Source organism: Arthrobacter woluwensis (genome assembly GCF_030816155.1).
Lineage (GTDB): Bacteria > Actinomycetota > Actinomycetes > Actinomycetales > Micrococcaceae > Arthrobacter_E > Arthrobacter_E woluwensis_A.
The window spans coordinates 1,174,841-1,192,408 of the sequence record NZ_JAUSXR010000001.1; the positions used below are offsets into that span (position 1 = coordinate 1,174,841).

A 17,568-nucleotide genomic window follows, 5' to 3' on the forward strand; every position below is an offset into this window, starting at 1 on the left:
GTGTGCCGCGCTCTTCCTGGTGTATTGCGCCCCAATGGGGGAGCGGAACGTCAGCAAGGGCGCGGTTCTGTGAGCGCAGCCCACTCCGACCCGCTTCGGCCAGCTCCGGCCCGTTCCGACTCGTTGGCGGCTCAGCAACCGGCGCCGTGAGGGTTCTGGTTGCAGTCGTCCGCGTACCAGTCGACCTTGGAACGCCAGACGGATAGCCGCACGCCCGGGGACGTGACCGTGGCTTCGCCCGGGATCGGCATGGTGGGGCCGCCGTTGATGCTGTAGGTCCCGTGGAAACGAGTGGTCACGCTGGCGACGAAGTCCCCGGTGCGCTGGTACGCGTGGGACGTCCTGGTCTCGGTGCCCCACTGCGCGTTGGGCAGGGACGACCCTTCGAGCTCGGTCGGGCCGAGCGTGGTTCCATCGCCGTAGTCGTACGTGGAGGAGACGGGGTAGACCGTCAGGGTGATGCTCTGACCCAGGAGGGTCAGTGGGAACGTCTGTTTCTTCGGGTGTGAGTAGAAGTTGGTGTTGAAGCCGATCAAGGTGTGCGGCTGTGGCTGGACTCCGAACTCGGCCGCGTTGATTTTGCGCGACTGGAACTCACGAGCCATCAAGCCCGGAATGTTGAGCAGCGCCTGAGCTTCCCGAGGGTTGTAGACACACGTGGGTGAGCCATCGTTGGTCCACTGCGACCACTCGGGGTCCGACAGCCCGATCGGCGCATAGCGATACTGCGCCAAGTACCCGGCTTCTTGGTGGTCAGCACCGGCCGGACACTTCTGGGCATTGCGGTTCGACCCGAGGCACTTGGTGTCCTGGCTGCCGGCCTTGTCGATCTGGCAGGGGAGCGTGAGAAGCCACTGGTACTTGGGGGCGTCGGGCGAGGTGCGGACCGAGGAGAGGTCGGTGCTCTGGCTGCCGGGTGAGTCCTCGACGGCGCCGGCATCAATTTGCGACTTGTCTCGAAATGAACTTGAGATGTCTGTGTCTTGCGCCGGGGGACCCGCGATCACTGAAACAGCGGCTATCGACAGTGCGACGAGTACGGATTTCACTGTGCAATCAGTCCCGAATCCACGATCACAAGGTGACCTGATCCCCACTGGACTACGTATGCATAGGAACTGTTGCTTGCCTGATATCTAGTGACTTTTCCGGATCGGTCGTGGGCGGCGGTCTTGTCTTGGACTTCCTGAGTAACGATGATGGCATGGTCAAAGCCCGCCGTCGACCTGACCTCGCTTACGGCGAGCCGGACTTTGCCGCCTTCGAGCCACCCACCGTTGCTGTAGGCGTGTTCAATAGACGCAATAGAAGCTTGGCATCCGTTGCACGCTGAGGCGGATAGCTTTTTGAGCGTCGTCACGTCCCCCGTCTCGTACGCATACGACAACATCGCGACCCAGTACCCCACGAACGCCTTCGCCCCGTCGGGCGTCTCCTTCTTCGCGGCCTCCGGCATCACGGGCACGGGGACATTCAGAGCCTTGCTGGTCGCGGTCGCCGGCCGATATACAGGCTTGGCCACAGCAGAAGGCGACGGCGACGCAGTGGCTGAGGCCGGCGTCGTGGGTGGGGGAGAAGGGCTCGGACCAGCGGGACCGGTGCCGCAGGCGACCAAGCCCACGCACGACAGCAGGACGAGCAGACACCAGGACACGGCGCGCTTCATGGATGACCCCCAGTTGGTCGGCAGCAGAGACAAACGCCACTCTACGGCAAATGACCAACAAATGACAGAAGTTATCCACAGCGCTGGGCGGGCGGAATGCCGCCCGCCCAGCGGGATCGATCAGACCTCGGCAACCGCTGACTGATCACGGAAGTGGCCGGTCACGATCAGGAGTACTCCAAGAACCGCCCACCCGGCCAGGACCAACCAGGGGAAGGCGGTCGAGGCGTCGGGGAAGTAGGAGAGGTCGCGCAGGAGCGTGCCGGAAGCGCCGGGCACGAACCACTGGCCGACGTCGCCCCACGGCGCCGGCAGGAATTCCTTGGGCTGGGTCAGCGAGGACAGGGGGTTGCCGATGAACATCGTGAGCACGGCGCCCACGGCGATGCCGGCGCGTCCGATCAGGGCCGACGCGCCGGTGATGATCGCCGCCGTCGCCGCGATGCCGAGCCCGATCGCCGCGGCGTTGGCCCAGTAGTCACCCTGGAGGGTGTGGAACCAACCCTGCAGAATGCCCGCGAGGCCGAGGCCGCCCAGCACTCCGTAGCTCACGACTGCGGCGAGGCGACGCCATGCGCCGGACACGAGGAGCGAGATCAGGATGCCGCCGACCATGCCGCCCATCGCGAGCGGCAGACCCGCGACGGCCAGGCCGGTGCCGCGGGAGTCGTCGGCGGACAGTGGCACGACGTCGGTGACCACCACGGTGGGGACGGTCGCGCGCTGTTGGGGAGCCGGCGTCGTCGTTTCGGCGGCGGGCGGTGTGGTCTTGCCCTGGGCGGCGGCAGCGAGGCCTGCCTGGAGCTGCTGGACCGCGGAGGTGAGTCCGGTGATGGCCTGCTGGTCGATCTGGCGCTGGATTCCCGCGCCGAGCTGGGTCAACGCGGAGCTCGCGACGGGGCTCGCCGCACTCGCGACCAGGATCTCGGGTGCGCCCGCTCTGGCGGTGGCGGGCAGGACGACGGCGCCGTAGACGTCGCGCTTCTTGATCTGCGTCAGGGCGTCGTCGCGGCTGGCGACGGTGCGGATGTCGAGCATGCCCTCCGGCGCTTTCGCGGTCAGCTGCTGGACCTGCTCGGCGGTCCCGACGACCGCGATCGGCAGGTGCTGTGCCTTCGCCGTGACGCTGGGCCAGGCGAAGGCGAGGAGGATGACGCAGACCGCGACGGCGGCGAGAACCGCCGCGCGGAGGGCATGCGGCCAGGGGGTGTGCGGGGCGTGGGTGGCGGGACTGGTGTCCCGGTGGGCGGGCGTGGACTGGGGAGTGCTCATGGTGGCTTCCTTCAACAAAAAGAATATTCGTTCTCTATTGTCCTCGCGAGGGCTAGACTGTCAAGAACGATCATTCGTTTTCGGTGGATCGATGGAGGAGTGGGCATGCCGAAGGTCAGCGACGAGCACCGCGAGAAGCAGCGGCAGAGGATTCTGGAGGCTGCGCTGACGTGTGTGGCGCGGAAGGGGTTCGCGTCGACGTCGATGTCGGACATCATTGCGGAGGCGGGGCTGTCCGCCGGCGCCGTGTACGTGTACTACCGCAGCAAGGAGCAGCTGACGATCGACGTCGGGCGGAAGGTGCTCGGCGAGCGGGTCGCCATGCTGGAGGAGTACCTGGGCCACGACCAGGTGCCCGCGCCGGTGGAGGTCATCCCGGCGTTCCTCGAACAGATGCCCGAGAACGGCTTCTTCCCCGGCGTCGCCGTGCAGGTCTGGGGCGAGGCGATCCACTCGCCGGCGCTGGCCGAGACGGCGGAGAAGCTCATCGGCGAGATCGGCGGTCACTTCGCCGACTACTTCGCCGCCTGGTTCCGCCAGTCGCGCGGGCTGGGGGAGCGCGAGGCCCAGGCCGAGGGCCGTCGCGTGGCGCCCGCCGTGTTAGGGATGGTGCAGGGCTACATGGTGCAGAGCGTCTTCCTCGACGACGGCGCGCGGGCGCGGTATCGCGAGGCTGTGGCGGTGGTTGTTGGTGGGCTGTGAGGGGTGCTGGGGGCGGTGCTCGCGATGCGTTTGTGGCGTGCTGGCTGTGGGCGACACGAGGGGTCTCCGGGGTGGCGAGGATTTCGCATCTGGGCCGGTTTTCGTATAGGGTAGAACCCGTTGCTTGAACGGCCGCGAACAGCGATAACGGTCAGGCAAGGCGGGCTGTAGCGCAGCTTGGTAGCGCACTTGACTGGGGGTCAAGGGGTCGCAGGTTCAAATCCTGTCAGCCCGACAAGAAAGTCGCGGAAACTCACGGGTTTCCGCGACTTTTTCGTTGGTGAGATTTGATCCAGTCATCACAAACCCATCACTTTGACACTCCGTACCGCACGTTGAGCGAGCGCAGCGAGTCGAAACCAAGGTCCTCCCCGGTTGCTGTCGGTTCGTGCGGCGACGGCTCCGCACCTGTTCGGCATGGACACCGAACGCATCACAGAGAACCCGTGGGGCCTGGAGCCCCTGCTCGACGTTGGCGAGTTCGCCGCTTACCTGGGCGTTCCCGTCTCGACGGTCTACGACTGGCGCACCCGCGGCCTCGGTCCGCGCGCGTATCGCTTCGGCAAGCATCTGAAGTTCGCGCTCTCGGACGGTGCGGATCTGGATCGAGCAGCAGCGCGCCCCCGAGCCGCCAGCGTCGGCGGACGGGCGGTGAGCCGATGAGCCGGCAGCGGTTGAGCATCGGTACCTTCGGGGAGATCGGCCACCTCGTGAGCCCCAGCGGACGGGTCGTCGCGCGTGCCCGCTACCGCGACTGGGATGGCAAGACGCGGCTTGTTCAGTCGACTGGGGATACACGGAAGTCCGCGGAGCGGGCGTTGAAGGCGAAGTTCGCCGACCGGAGCCTCTTCCAGCCGTCGTCCTCGGCGCTCACGCCGGATAGCCCGTTCCCGGACCTGGTCGCGTACTGGCTCGAGGATCTTGAGCTCGAAGACCAACTGTCGAAGCGAACCCTGCAGCTGTATGAGCGGAACATGCAGACGCTCGTCCTGCCGGTCTTCGGGAACCTGACCTTGCGGGAGATCGGCGTCACCCTTTGCGATCACTTCCTCAAGCAGCTCGCGAAGCAGAGCTACAACCGCGCCAAGCAGGCCCGCGTGGTCCTCCGACTCGCACTCGGTCTCGCCGTCAGACATGAGGTGCTGCCGCGGAACCCGATGGACCACGTCTCGCGACTGCACCGGCCGGCGTGCACTCCGAACGCGTTGACACCGGCGGAGGTGAACGCGATCCGCACGGCGATCGCGTACTGGGAGGGCGGACGCTCGATCTCCGGTCCCAAGCCCGACGGACAGCTCGGCACGATCATCGAGGTCATGCTCGGCACCTCCGCCCGCATCGGCGAAGTCCTCGCCATCCGCCGCCGCGACATCGACGTCACCAGCCCGACCCCTTCCATCCGGATCACCGGCACGGTCGTCAGTCACCGGGGTGAGCCGACCAAGCGGCAGGATCGCCCGAAGACAGCGAAGTCCAGGCGTACGGTAGCGATCCCCTCGTTCACCGCTGAAGCGGTACGACGCAGGCTGACCCGGTTGGAGGATACGTCACTAGACGCGTTGTTGTTCTGCAGCCGTGAGGGAACGCCGCTGACGACGAACAACGTGCGCCGTCAGCTCCGGCACGTGCTCGACCTTGCCGGCATCACCGGGATCACGCCGCACATGTTCCGCCGCACGGTCGCGACCGCGATCAACGAGCAGGGCGGCGTCGAACTCGCTGCCGAGTTGCTCGGGCACACGGACCCGAAGATCACGATCCAGCACTACATTCGCCGCAGCGAGATGGTGAACCCCGCGACCGCCGAGATGTTGGATCGTGTCTTCTCAAGGGAAGAATGAGGAATGCTCTCCACCGCGGTACTCAGAGTGGAGAAGGCCATACGGGAGAGTGGCCGGAGGATCGGATGGCATCACGGCTCGGATTGCTCAGGACTTGCCATGTGAGTGAGCACTGCCTGCAACGCGGCGACGATCTGTTCAGGCGCGAACCCGTCTGTGCTATTGATGCTCTCCCAGAACCGGTCGTACGCTTCGGTCGCGAACTTCAGGAAGCTCCAGAGCGCAGGGGCCTCCTGTTCGGCGGTGGTGAGGAACTCCGCCCAGCGATCGCGGTCCTCGAGGAGGTACGCGACCCCTCGCACCGTGTGGAGCCGAGCCTCTTCGTTGTCGAAACGCATGTTGCTTCTCCTTAGATCGTCGGGCGGGTCTTGTTCATGCCCTTCACGACAGGTGCGCGCCGCCACCCCAAAGCTCTGATGGAAGCGGTGAGGGCGCCACGATCCGCCACTCGGGACGAGTGAGGCTGATGGCTGGCGAGTGGTGCCAGGTAGCGATAGGCGGGCCAGGTTCGCAGTGAGAAGGTCAGGGGTTCGAATCCCCTTAGGTCCGCCTGGCGCGCGTTGTGCGAAACGACCGGTGATCGTGTGCCGTTCGGAGTCATGTCGATGCCCTTGGTACTTGATATGAGTCGGGCGCCCGCAGCATGAACGGCCTGGGTGATTGCGATGTCGTCGGCACGTGGTCGGGCCAGCCGGTCGAGCTTGTGGACGATGACGTAGTCGACGGGATGCTCCTGCAGATAGGTGAGCATCCGTTGGAGCTCTGGGCGGTTCGTGCTTCGGCCCGATTGACCACGATCAACGAACTCAGCGGAGATGAGAGCGCCCAGTCCGTGCGCTTGCTTTCTGTTCGCCTCGTGCTGGGCCGGGATAGAGAAACCCTCTCGCTCGCCTCCACGGTCAGCTTGGAGAACCGTCGAGACACGGATATACGAGACGGCTGAAAGAGGCGAGGACGCTGCGCGGATCCAAGTTAAAACGGGAGAAGGTTTGAGAAGATGAGCCATTCTGTCAACGCTGACAGCAGGGGCTACTGAGGACATCCCGTCTTGAACTCGTCCGCGGCGGAGGAAGATTGGCGCCGCGAGCACCTCCAACGTCGATCTCTGTACCTGTTGACGCACCCAGTTGTGTCACTGGCCGCCGATACTATCAAATACATGACACGTCGAAGCTCCGAGCGCGCGGTAGCCGAAGCGCGCCGACGAGGTGCCGCGCAGGAGCGCCGCGGTCAGAAACGGGAGACCTTATCTCCTGCCAGCCCAGCGTCAACTAGCGTGCCAAGCGACTCACAGGCTGCATTGTGGGTCGCTTCCCGAGCCGGTGCGCGTGCCGGGCGCGGCTTTCGTTTTCAGGATCTGGTCGCGACGCTCGTCGTATTGCGTCTGTGGAGCGAAGGCGACGCGACCGCGTTAGTGACGCCGGAAGGGTACGACGACATTTCGGTGCAGTCGTCCAGCGGGGCGTTCTTCATCCAGGTCAAGTCGCGACGCGATAGTGCGGGCGATTTCGCGGCGACGGACCTACGCAAGGACTTGCGTTCCGTAGCAAAGGCTTGGGTGAAGCGTAGGGACGCCGGACTCCCAGCCACGACGACCCTCTTGCTCGAGCGCCCGGTCGCTCGAATCCCCGTACCCGAGTGGGGGAGTGAGGGTGCACAACCTGGCTCGAGTCCCCCGAGTGAATTGGCTAAGGAACTTGACGCTCTATCGTTCGAAAACGATCAGGATTCGGTTGCCTTTGCGGCCTCCGCCTCAGTTGTAGTCTGTCCTGACCCGCACGCGCGGGCGATCAGCATCATTACCGGAACTCGCGATTTTCCGGATGGTCTTGCGGAGATCATTGTGGCTGCCGTCTGCACCCAAGTGGGTCAGGCTAGCGACGCGAACGCGGACCCGGATATCGCGAAGCGCGCGACCGTGGAAATCGCAGGCATCGATGTCCTCATAGACCAGGTCCTTGCGACCGTCGACCTCGAATTGCTCGATGAGGCAAGGTCGTTGGGGATCTGCGAGGCAATCGACTGGAGATCATCTGCTGATGGTTCGGACCTACGGCAGGGCGTGCACGTGGGAGCTTCTCACGTCGTTGCCGGGTTGCTCGTGCCTCGTGTTGAACTCACACAGCAGGTGGTCGAAGTCGCGGCGACCCGCCGGTTGGCAGTCATCGCCGGACCGAGCGGCAGCGGCAAGAGCGCACTCGCGTACGCAGCCGCGTACGAAACCCGGAGGCTATATCGCTGGCAGCATGTCCACTCGTTGACACCAACGGGGCGCACAGGGCGCGATGCTGTCGCACTTCTTTCCGCGCGCATTGAGGCTTTGCGGCCGAGTGCGTATGCGCCTGTGGGGGTCCTCATCGACGACGCTGGGCGCCACGACTCAGATCTCCTCGATCGACTACTGAGACGGCTCGCGGACCTGTCGAACGTGATCGCCATTGTTTCGATTCGAGAGGAAGACCGCTTCCCTGTCCCGCTGTTGTCGGCCATCGCCACGATAACGCCGATGCTTGACGACAGCTTTGCAGAGCAGCTTTGGCGCGACTACCGGGCGGACAATCTCACTGAATGGGCCGGATGGCGGGAACCAGCCGAGCGAGCAGGCGGCCTTCTACTGGAGTACGTCACGCTGCTCACCGAGGGTGTGAATCTCGCCACCGTCGTCAGCGCGCAAGTCGCCGCACGCGAATCAGACCCGAGTCGACATCTTGAGCTTGAGATCCTCCGGCTCGCATCGTGTGCCAACCAATACGGCGTCGCCGTCCCTGCCCATGCGATCCAATCCGCTCTGGATGCCGATCACGGCGCATTCGTCGCTGCCAGCCGCCGCCTCATAGACGAGCACCTTATCGTTGAGGACTCGGGCAACCTCATGCGGCCGCTGCACGAAATCCGATCCGCAGCACTCGCCCGGGCAGCTCACCCCTTTGGGCAGCAGGACACTCTCCAGCGCATTGTCCCTCTAGTGACCAGCGCCGAGCTCGCGCGATTTCTCCGACGAGCACTCGAGTCCGGGGCTGACCAAGCCGTGATGATCCAGGCCGCAACCGAGCGCATCACACGCGATCGCACTCTCCAGACGCTCGTCGCAGTCGCATCCGCTTTCCGTGCTGATGGACTTCGAAGGCGGGCCGACGACTGGAAGCGCATCCTCGATGAATGTGACGTTGATGCTGGCAAGGCTGTAAATGCGTTTACGATGTCTCGCACCAAGCCGCGCCCCGACACAGAACATCTCTTCAAGCCCGAGATTGTGGCAGCCATTGAGAGGCTCCGCAGCGTCCCGACCGATCCAGATCTGCAACCCTTGTGGCGAAAGATCGACGCGACGCTGGTCGAAGACCTCACGACCGCTGCGGTCCTCGATGACGAGGCACCCCAACTCCTGTTGCAGGCCATCACTGTACTTCGCGGTTTTGACGTCACAGCTCTGGAGGCCACCGCGGGTGCAATCGGTGCACGCCTGACGGGATGGCCGCTGCACGACTCGGCCGACATGACGGAGGCGTTACGTCGCGCGGCACCTGAGCTTGCGGAACACGCTGTCATCACAGCCGGCGGCGAGCAGCTCCTCCTGCGCAGGATCGCGACAGAAACACCGTGGCTAGCGTCGCTGGAACGCGTAGCCGACGGGGTGGATGGCAGATGGATCTTCATCGACGAGGAGCTACAGCCGAACCAGAACGACGCGGTCGTTGAGGTCTGCCGACTGGCCCTCGCTCTTGCGCCGACAGCGTTGATCGCCCGGGTGGGTGCGGTGGATGCCCTCGGGCGCTTGGCCAAGCTCGGCGACTACCCGCTCGCTGACAAAGCGATTCCCCGAGAGAATTTGCCCCATGCCCTCGAAGTCTCCGATAACAGAGCCCAGGCTCGAGCCTTGTCGCGAAAGTACGGCGCGGGCACGTTGACGTCCAAGCTTGCGGCCGAGGCGATAGCACTCGGGGCGCTCCTCGATCTGCTCCCAGAGATCGCGATCGCCCACCTAGGCAATCGAACTGTGCCTCGAACGATCGTTCGCCGGCTCGAATCGGTCACCGCGCTGCTTTCCGAGATGGACTCTCCGGCAGACGAGGGCTACACGGACGAAGTGCCCGGCGCTCTCGGTGACTATCCCGTCGAGAGCGACGCCGCCACCGTCGTGCGAATGCTGCTCCAGCAAGTCATTCCAAGTCTTGCACGGGCAGATATAGCCGAGCGGCGCCCCATCCTGACTGTCGGAACGCTCGACAGTCTCATCCAGAAGGTCGGTGCACTGATCGAACTCGACCGATACCGCTACCTCCCCGACCCGCCCGATTGCGCTCAGCTACTCGACTCTCTCCGCCAATTGCGAATAATCGCGTCCGCCAGTGCAGGATCGGACTCATCAGTCCGCCTATCCATGCGGGCCGCTGCTGGGCGACACACGGGAACCGCTCGGATCGCCGCAGCAGCTACCGTTGCGACCGAGCGCTCTTCCGCAGCCTTGCAGAAAGAGGCTGATCGAATGCAACTTGCGCTCGCAGACGCGGGGTACGCGGTCGCCGTAGTGCCGAGCCTCTCCGATCACACGATGATGAGTTGGCCGCCCGGAGACCTAGCGATTATCGTGGAAGGAGAGTGCCTCCTCGCCCATCTAATTGCTCTCGCATCTCTCGCGGATGCTGCGAGAACTGCTGTCGAACATCCAGACCGGCGTATATGGATTGGACTGCGCTCAGCTAACGGCTACTTGTCTGCCTCGATCTTCCAGGTTGCGCATCACGGGGTGATCCCACTTGGCGATCGTGGAGCGCCGTCCGCATTCGCAGGCTCGATCGCTGCGACCCCAATTTCTGATCCCTATGCGGCTTACCTCAAGCAAGCTCGTCGTCTCTCATCGATCGCAGCCGTCATCGCGATCCGCGGGAGCACTCTGATTCCCGACGTGGAAGGACGGGTGCTTGACGAATCCTGGGACCGTCTCGTCGGCCTCAAAGCGCAGATCGATGAACTCACCTCCGCTCACGCCGGGACCGAGTACGTGTCCGCGCTCAGCAACATCTTGACGGTCATCGGCGCAGCGATCACTGATGACCTGTCGGCTGCAATTGGCCTAGCGGAGAAGGGGCAATCTGGATGGGATGAGATCGCGAGCCTGCAGAGTCCGATGCTGCTTGATACGGAACAGGCGGCCATATCGGGCACTGACGCTGCGATTGTCTATGGTACGGCTGTTGTCATCGCGGACATCGAGGACGATTTTGTGGGTGCGGATGCCCGCGTTGCACACATGCAGGAACATGAGGCGAGTTCCTAAGTCGGTAGGTCGTCATTTATGGAATGGCTGGCAGATCCTCGGTGCAGGGTTTCTTGACGTGCCGTCAGAGACTACCGGAATCATGCAAACCGGGCATATCGTGACGTGCTCTGCTCGCGTCCGCCATACCGAGACGCGACATCGCCCCGACCCTAACGGGCACGACACGTCGCGCGCATCCGCCTCACCGGCGCATCGTTACAACGACGCAAGCTCCGCAAGCAGCTTCGCCACGGATCGCGGCCAATCGACCAACCCGGCGATCGAATCACGAAGAACGATCGCCTGAGCGCGCGCCACGTCCGGGGCATCGAGGACACGTTGGATCGCGTCAACCCACTCGTCCACCGCAAACCCGGACCGCGTATTGGCCGTCGATGCGATCGAGGACGGGCTCGTGTCGATAGACGAGTCACGAATGAACTCCGCAAGGCCCGACTCCGCACTAATGATGACCGGGACACCGCTCGCGATCGCTTCATACGCGGCCAGACCGAAGCCTTCATGCCGTGAAGGCATCAGCAGTACTCGCGCTTGCGCGAGATCCTGCATGATGTCCTCCTCCGTCTCGGAGAACGGACGCAGGTGGTACGGCACGCGTCCTTCCATAATTAGGTCCAGACGCTCCTTGACCTCCCTGGCCGCCGCGTCGGGCACACCTCGAATGATGAGGACGGGACGATGCGACGCCTTCGAGGGCCACTTGTCGACGACTCTAAGCATCGCTTCCGCAGCGATATCGATGCCCTTCGAGCGAAAGTCTTCCGCGCGTCCCACGAGCAACACATGGTTGCGTACGGGGGCGTGAGTTTTGCTGACATCAAAAGTGTCACGCAAGCCCGGCATCAAACCGATCACAGGGGTCGTGGGCCCGCGTCCGATGAGATCGTCACGGATACTTGCTGCGAGCAGCGGTCCCACGCCGACTACGAGATGTGCCGACCGCGCGAGTTCCTGCTCCAACCGCCGACGGGCCGCGGAATCCGACATACGCGAAGGCCCGCCGGGCACTTCCTTCGCCGACTCCAGTTGTTCAGCGTCCGTATGGACGAAATGCACACGACGTGCCTCTGGGAAGAACTCTTGCTGTTGAGCAGCCGCATAGGGACCGAGAAGACGCCCGTGTCCGACGATCACGTCAGGGACCCACGATTGATCCGCGAAGATGGGACGAAGAAGCAATGCCTCACGATCGGTCAAACCTGGCACTCGGGCCGGCGTCACGAGTGCAACATTGGCATCCGATGCAGCCTTGATATCTTCCGCGGACGCGTCCGCAACCATGACCGCCGCATCAATACCCGTCGCGGCAAGAGCGATCGCCAACTCGCGATTCACCGTGGAGATGCCGCCCCGTCCCGAACGCCACTCATCACACACAAGCAAGAACCGGTCAAGTCGGCGCGGCGGCACATTCGCTGCGTCGGGGGCCGGAAGCGGGAGACCTCTGGTCAGCAGGCTTAGCGCCTCTTGCGTAGAACGCGGATCCTCCGAAACCGAGAGATCACCACCCGGCGCAGCGGCGACGAACTGCCATGTCATCTCCGCGTCCGCTGTGCCAACCAGCACCGAGTCGAATCCGACGCCGTCATCGCCTCGAACAAGCCGCGCAGCGAAATCGGATGTAGTAACACCGCCCCGTCGACCGGCAGGCTCGTCAGCAGGATCTCCGTAGAACAGGATCACAGCCGCGATGCTCGCCTCGTCACGGAACGATCGGCGCAACTGCACCGACGTCGCCAGCATTTCCGACGCGCGATTTCGGAAGTTCTTCAGGAAGTACCGGCGATTGAAGATCTTCAGCTCTATAGCGAGAGGCGGAGCATCGCCTTGCGTCACGAGAATATCCGCACCGGAATCCCAGCCGCGCCGATTCTGCTGACCGCCCACTAGCTCCGCAAAATAGTTCTCGATTGCGAGATAGTTGCCGGCGGCCCGAGGATCTGCACGTGGACCCTGCAACAGCGACACCAAATGCTGTTCGACTGACTCCTCCATGGCGACCAGCATAGACGGCTCGCGAACGACGCCGGCCGCCGCAACCGTGAACGCAGCGTGTGTTGCGGCGTTCTGCAGCGACTGTTGGCACCATCAGCGTATGGGCTTCTACTTCGTGTGCCTTGGCCGGCGCAGCGGCCGTACCGCCTGCACGTTGAAGGCGCAGCAGGCGCATCTGACCGAGCAGGCCGTCCAGAGACTGATCAACAGATCAGTCTCACCTCGCAGGAACGGCAGAGCGTAGAGGAACAGCTCCTCGCTGAATCTAAGGCGACCGTGCGGGAAGCCGATACTGGACGCGCGGAGTCGCTGTCGACGCAGTTGCCCCCAGGACCTCAACAAGTCTTGGAAGCAAAACGACATGTACGACATCGATGCGCTCGCCACTGCCGTTCCATATTGTGACATCGTCTTCGCGGATGCCGAGGCCCGCGATGATGTGATCCGCAGGCAGATGCAAGTCGCGATAGACACCGTCCGGCCTCGACGGTCGGGGGAACTGATCGACGAACTGATCTGATCCGCGCCGATCTGATAACTAGACTGTCGAGTATCCGTAGGCCCACCAGCTCACTACACTCGGGGCCGGCCCGTCGACGCTGGCGCAGTGAGAGCGGCATACCGGGCGGGAGGGCATCACCCAATCACACTTTCGAGCGGGTGACGATGGTTGCGCCTTGTGGTCGGTGCAGGTCTCATCGCCGCCGGACTTAAGAACTGATCCAGGAGAGAGCTTCGTGAACGCCGCGTGCAACGGCGAGCTCGGCAAGCGCACGAAGTGACGCGGGGTCGGCGGCAGGCTTCACCCGCTCAACGAGCTCCTCCAACTCGTACTTCACGTGCCAGTCGATACTTTCCGTCAGGCGCAATCGAGTGGTGGCGATCCTGACCAACAAGTCCGCGATCGGCTGCACGACCGGTGCCTCAAGGTGATGGAATCTCGTGCGGTCGCCCATGGCACCGGGGCACGATGCCGTGAGTGTAAGTGCCTCGGCGGTTCCGAGTTCAAGGGCGAGGTCCCCCCAGGCCGTCTTCTCCGTCGAGGGCTGGACACCTGGAGCAGCGGCTTGGCGCGTCTCGATCGCCTCCTTTAGCCAGGATGACCAAAGCGCCTCACGGCCAGCGTCATCGAGCTCACCTACGGTTTCGCTAAGCGCTCGGATGAACTCCGCGAGTTGGCCAGCCCGCTCCGGCGCCGCCAGAAGATCGATCAAGGAGGGTCGATCCACGGAGGCTGCGGCGGAAAACGTCGCGACGGACGCCATTGTCCTCCAGTATCGGTAGGCCATATGGTCGTCACGGATCGAGGCGGCATCCGCGGAGCGAAGAAGGAGTTGCCAGAAGCCCGCGTCCAGGAGATCGGGTGGTGTTCTCGGTTCGTGGAGGAAGCTGAACCACGCGTCAGGTGCAAACTCAGACGTGCCTGAGTCGAAGAGTGGGAAGACGTGCGCGGCGGTGAACACCGGGTCAGCGGCGAAAAGGAAATGGAGCTTCCCGGTCAGCATGCTGGCGGCAGCGGGCTGTGCGGGCGTCGGCGAGTCCAGCATGGATCTCAGCGCGGTGGCTTCGGCCGCAGCCAGTCCCGCCCATCGTTCAGGTGCTGCCTGCCACCTTGAAGCAATGCGATTCAGCCAATACTGAGCCAAGATGCCAGGCCACGTGTTCAAGTCCCGCATGAGGGAATCGCTCCATCCCCCGGGATCGAACCGAGGCGCGTTCTTCACCCACAGCTCGGATGCAATCGTGTCGAGCCGTTCCAGCACTGGAGGACCTACTGCACCCTCCGATGGTTTCGAAACTGACCTCAGCACCTCACTCACCGCTCGAGTGAGCTCGGGTCTGGCGCTCAGCATTTCTAGCGTGTCGACGAGGTCGTCGATCCGCTCCACGAGGAGCGCGCTTTGGCTCCATCCATGCAGAATTGCCCCGAGGAGATCATGGTGCTGCGCGACGGGCACGAGCGTGACTTCCGGCAGCAGCTCAAGGCCGATTGCGGGCTGCGCCGCCGCGGCCTCTCGTATGAGTTTGCAAGTGTCGTCCCACGTTGGTTCGTCGAAGTTTCGTTCCGAATAGTCGAGGTTGAGGAGCGACTGGACGCTGACGCGTGCCCCGTTCTCACGTACACGCGCGAGAAAGTCGTCGACGGTGTGCGGCATCTTTCCGCCCCACGTGCCCGATATCAAGTAATGATCGAAGTCCGGGTGGGGACGAATCTCCATCTCTGGCTCTTCGTCCTGGATCTCGGAGATGGCGGCATCCAGTTCCGGCCATGAGGTGACATACCTGCTGAGCCATTCTGCCCGGTCAAAGATCGCTCTGCGGCGGAATCGTGGTTCGCCCCCCTCCGCCGGGTCATCATGTGGAGGGCCAGCGAGAACTGCTGCGAGCAACTGTTGCCTGGAGCCAGGGCTCAGGTCAGGCGCGACGACCTGAAGCAGACGGAAGACTTCGTGCTTCGCTTCAGGGTCGTAAAGTAGATCGCCGAACACAGTCGCGCACTTCTCGTCGCCGTTCAGGTGTGGAGACTCAATGACCAGGTGCAGTCCGAGCCTTCGGAAGAGAGCATGAGGACTCGCGAGCCATCTGGCCGATAAGTCTGCGCAATTCGACGTGGTGAGCGCGGCGCTGTCGCGGAGCATGTCGATTACCGTGCCCTCCTCATCGCCGAACCGGTCCTGTTCATGCGGTTCAATTGCGGAGCGGCGAAAGGACCAAGGATCGAAGGTGCGCTCTGGATCGAACGCACGCAACAGTTCATAAGCATCGGTCAGTGCCTGTTCCGCGATCTGAAGCACCCGGTCAGCGCTCTCATCCGCTTCCTCCGCGACCTGCTCCCACAACTTCTTCAGGATCTGATCTGAGGTCGCCCACTCAATCTCTGCCGATACGCGACGCGGCTGTGTCTCGTCCTCGTTGGTTGGGAACCACGGGCGGTCTTCCTTCAGCACGAGGCGGGGTACAAGCGCACGGCGAAGCAACGGGAGCGCATCGACGCCCGATAGCGGGTTGCCGTAGCCCAGGAACCAGGTCAGGCCTGACTCTGCGGGGTCTGTTCGCAACGCGGCGATCAGAATAGTCATCCAGCGACGCGCATCTTCGGGCGCCGTCGCTCGCAACGCGCGCGCAGCGCGCGAGATCTCCCACTGGAGCTCCGTCGATACGACCGGTCCGAGCCGGGCGACAGTACTAAGCGCGAGCGCCGAACGCTCGGGAACCGCAACGTACTCGTCGACGAACCACCTTGCCAGCACCCGAGACGCCTCGTTCTCGACTCGTCCCGTACTGAAGAGCGTCGTGAATGCCGGTTGCTCCTCAGCCCATCGGAGCCACTCGTAGCCCGTCGCCGCGGCTACGAAGCCACGTGCGCCCGACGGTGTGTTCAACACATCGGCGAGGTAGTCCGCTTCCTCCGGTACCGCCGGAGGAGCCCCGGCCGCGAGTTCCTTCGCGCGTGCGTGGTGATCCAACAAGCCCATACTCATCAAGGACGCCCAGGCGTCCAAGGCCAAGGGAAGTGCCGCGTGCCCGTCGTCGCTTGGATACGCCACCGGAGTGATCCGGAGGTTCTCCCACCGGGCGCTGTTCGGCTCGTCGGTAAGCACGAACCGCGGCTGCGCACTCGGCGGAAGCCCGCGAGCTAAGTACGTCATGACGACATCGCTGTGGCTGTAGCCGACGAAGAGCACTGTCCAATGCTCGAAGAGATCCTGCACGAACCGTCGAGCCCACCCGTCGGTGAGATAGGCCCGCCCGAAGTCGTCGTCCGTGACTACAAGCTCCGACGCTGGACGAGACACGGAGCCGTGTAGGTGGACCAGCCCCCGAACCTCTCTCCCCACCGGCAGAGCAGGCCCGGAGTATGCTTCGCCGAGACTCAGAGCCGTCTCGGAGGCGGCGGCTTCAATATGTAGGTCGTAGTTCGTCGTAACGATCGGCGCACCGGCTGCGCTCGCGAGGCGAGCGAGTGCTCGGTGATTGGCGTTGGGAAGCGACTGCGCACTCCCGGTGATCGCGCGCACCTGATCCTTGACGAGCGGATGCGCCTGCATCAGCTGGCCCAGGAACCGGTCCGGCGTGAGAGTAGCGTCGTACTCCTCACCGAGAGTTTGAGCGATTGTGCAAGCCAGGCCGTCGTAGAGCGGGAGGCTAGACGGTGCGTTGATGGATACGCCCGCACCAACGAACAAGACCAGTCGAGCGTTACGTGCGGCTGCCAACAGTTCGTTTGGGACGTCGACATCGTTGGTAAGCCTCACCTATAGAATCTCTCACGTCTTGTCCGTTCAGTCATCCTTGACGCTCCGGGCGCTGGTGCAACCGTCCGTCCCAGCGGGACAGTGGATGGGAGGGCAGGCTTCCGATGTAAACGATCGGATCGGCCCCATCTGGGTGCATGCATTGGTCCTTGAGCCGCCACGTGGTGTCGGCGAGATGGGTTGAGCCGGTGAGGAGCGCGAAGCGATGAGCATTGCCGTGCCATGATTCGCCTAGAGCCCGTCAGTTGTTCTTAGCGCGCGCCCGAGACCTGGCTCATCAAGAACCCACCGAAATCACCCGCCGAGGTCCGCAACCGACCGGCTGCACTCGTACCAAGCGAACCGCCCGGTTCCCTGTAAACACAAGGGATCCGCGAGTTCCCGAGACGATCGGCAGAGACCGGAAATCGACCGGATCCTCCAAGGGGTCGCAGGTTCAAATCCTGTCAGCCCGACCGCGAAGTGGCTAAGAACCCCGGAATATCGAAGATGTTCCGGGGTTTTCACGTCCTGGGACGGCATCCATACTTGATGATCTCTAGGCCAGCCTAGCTC

Annotated in this window: 12 protein-coding genes and 1 tRNA gene; 6 read left to right on the plus strand and 7 right to left on the minus strand. The window is 63.6% G+C overall.

Annotated elements, in window-relative coordinates:
• Nucleotides 1–131: 131 nt before the first annotated feature.
• From QFZ52_RS05260 to QFZ52_RS05270, 3 genes are all read right to left on the minus strand, one after another.
• Complete coding sequence (locus tag QFZ52_RS05260; protein WP_307496573.1) at nucleotides 132–1,049, minus strand: hypothetical protein; 918 nt, start codon at nucleotides 1,047–1,049, stop codon at nucleotides 132–134.
• Nucleotides 1,046–1,522, minus strand: a complete 477-nt coding sequence (locus QFZ52_RS05265; protein ID WP_307496574.1) for a DUF6318 family protein — start codon at nucleotides 1,520–1,522, stop codon at nucleotides 1,046–1,048. The genes QFZ52_RS05260 and QFZ52_RS05265 overlap by 4 nt, the downstream gene beginning before the upstream one ends.
• Before the next feature lie 264 nt (nucleotides 1,523–1,786).
• Nucleotides 1,787–2,938, minus strand: coding sequence for an ABC transporter permease (locus QFZ52_RS05270; protein WP_307496575.1), 1,152 nt, complete (start codon nucleotides 2,936–2,938; stop codon nucleotides 1,787–1,789).
• A gap of 105 nt (nucleotides 2,939–3,043) precedes the next feature.
• Between QFZ52_RS05270 and QFZ52_RS05275 the strand changes: the two genes are divergently transcribed.
• The 4 genes from QFZ52_RS05275 to QFZ52_RS05290 all read left to right on the plus strand — a co-directional run bounded on the left by QFZ52_RS05275 (nucleotide 3,044) and on the right by QFZ52_RS05290 (nucleotide 5,481).
• Nucleotides 3,044–3,640: a TetR/AcrR family transcriptional regulator gene (locus tag QFZ52_RS05275; protein ID WP_307496576.1), complete on the plus strand. Its 597-nt coding sequence runs from the start codon at nucleotides 3,044–3,046 to the stop codon at nucleotides 3,638–3,640.
• A 161-nt stretch (nucleotides 3,641–3,801) separates the two neighbouring features.
• A tRNA-Pro gene (locus QFZ52_RS05280) sits at nucleotides 3,802–3,875 on the plus strand.
• A gap of 182 nt (nucleotides 3,876–4,057) precedes the next feature.
• Nucleotides 4,058–4,303, plus strand: coding sequence for a helix-turn-helix domain-containing protein (locus QFZ52_RS05285; protein WP_307496577.1), 246 nt, complete (start codon nucleotides 4,058–4,060; stop codon nucleotides 4,301–4,303).
• A gap of 11 nt (nucleotides 4,304–4,314) precedes the next feature.
• Complete coding sequence (locus tag QFZ52_RS05290; protein WP_307496578.1) at nucleotides 4,315–5,481, plus strand: tyrosine-type recombinase/integrase; 1,167 nt, start codon at nucleotides 4,315–4,317, stop codon at nucleotides 5,479–5,481.
• A gap of 71 nt (nucleotides 5,482–5,552) precedes the next feature.
• Here QFZ52_RS05290 and QFZ52_RS05295 read toward each other — a convergent pair whose 3' ends face one another.
• Together QFZ52_RS05295 and QFZ52_RS05300 are read right to left on the minus strand one after the other, a co-directional pair.
• A complete protein-coding gene (locus QFZ52_RS05295; protein WP_307496579.1) occupies nucleotides 5,553–5,819 on the minus strand; it encodes a hypothetical protein in 267 nt (88 codons plus the stop codon).
• Between the two features lie 11 nt (nucleotides 5,820–5,830).
• Nucleotides 5,831–6,523: a recombinase family protein gene (locus QFZ52_RS05300; RefSeq protein ID WP_307496580.1), complete on the minus strand. Its 693-nt coding sequence runs from the start codon at nucleotides 6,521–6,523 to the stop codon at nucleotides 5,831–5,833.
• A gap of 117 nt (nucleotides 6,524–6,640) precedes the next feature.
• On the opposite strand from QFZ52_RS05300, the gene QFZ52_RS05305 reads away from it, so the two are divergent.
• Nucleotides 6,641–10,759 (plus strand): dsDNA nuclease domain-containing protein, encoded by a 4,119-nt coding sequence (locus QFZ52_RS05305; protein ID WP_307496581.1) that lies wholly within the window; start codon nucleotides 6,641–6,643, stop codon nucleotides 10,757–10,759.
• 198 nt (nucleotides 10,760–10,957) lie between these two features.
• On the opposite strand, the gene QFZ52_RS05310 is transcribed toward QFZ52_RS05305, so the two are convergent.
• Entirely contained in the window at nucleotides 10,958–12,757 is a 1,800-nt protein-coding gene (locus tag QFZ52_RS05310) for a glycosyltransferase family 4 protein (protein ID WP_307496582.1), read from the minus strand.
• A gap of 361 nt (nucleotides 12,758–13,118) precedes the next feature.
• Here QFZ52_RS05310 and QFZ52_RS05315 point away from each other — a divergent pair, with 361 nt between their 5' ends.
• Nucleotides 13,119–13,277 carry a hypothetical protein gene (locus tag QFZ52_RS05315; RefSeq protein ID WP_307496583.1) on the plus strand — a complete coding sequence of 53 codons (159 nt, stop codon included), beginning with the start codon at nucleotides 13,119–13,121 and terminating at the stop codon, nucleotides 13,275–13,277.
• A 190-nt stretch (nucleotides 13,278–13,467) separates the two neighbouring features.
• Here the strand turns inward: QFZ52_RS05315 and QFZ52_RS05320 are convergent, their stop codons facing one another.
• Nucleotides 13,468–17,013, minus strand: a complete 3,546-nt coding sequence (locus QFZ52_RS05320; protein ID WP_307496584.1) for an SIR2 family protein — start codon at nucleotides 17,011–17,013, stop codon at nucleotides 13,468–13,470.
• Nucleotides 17,014–17,568 lie beyond the last annotated feature (555 nt).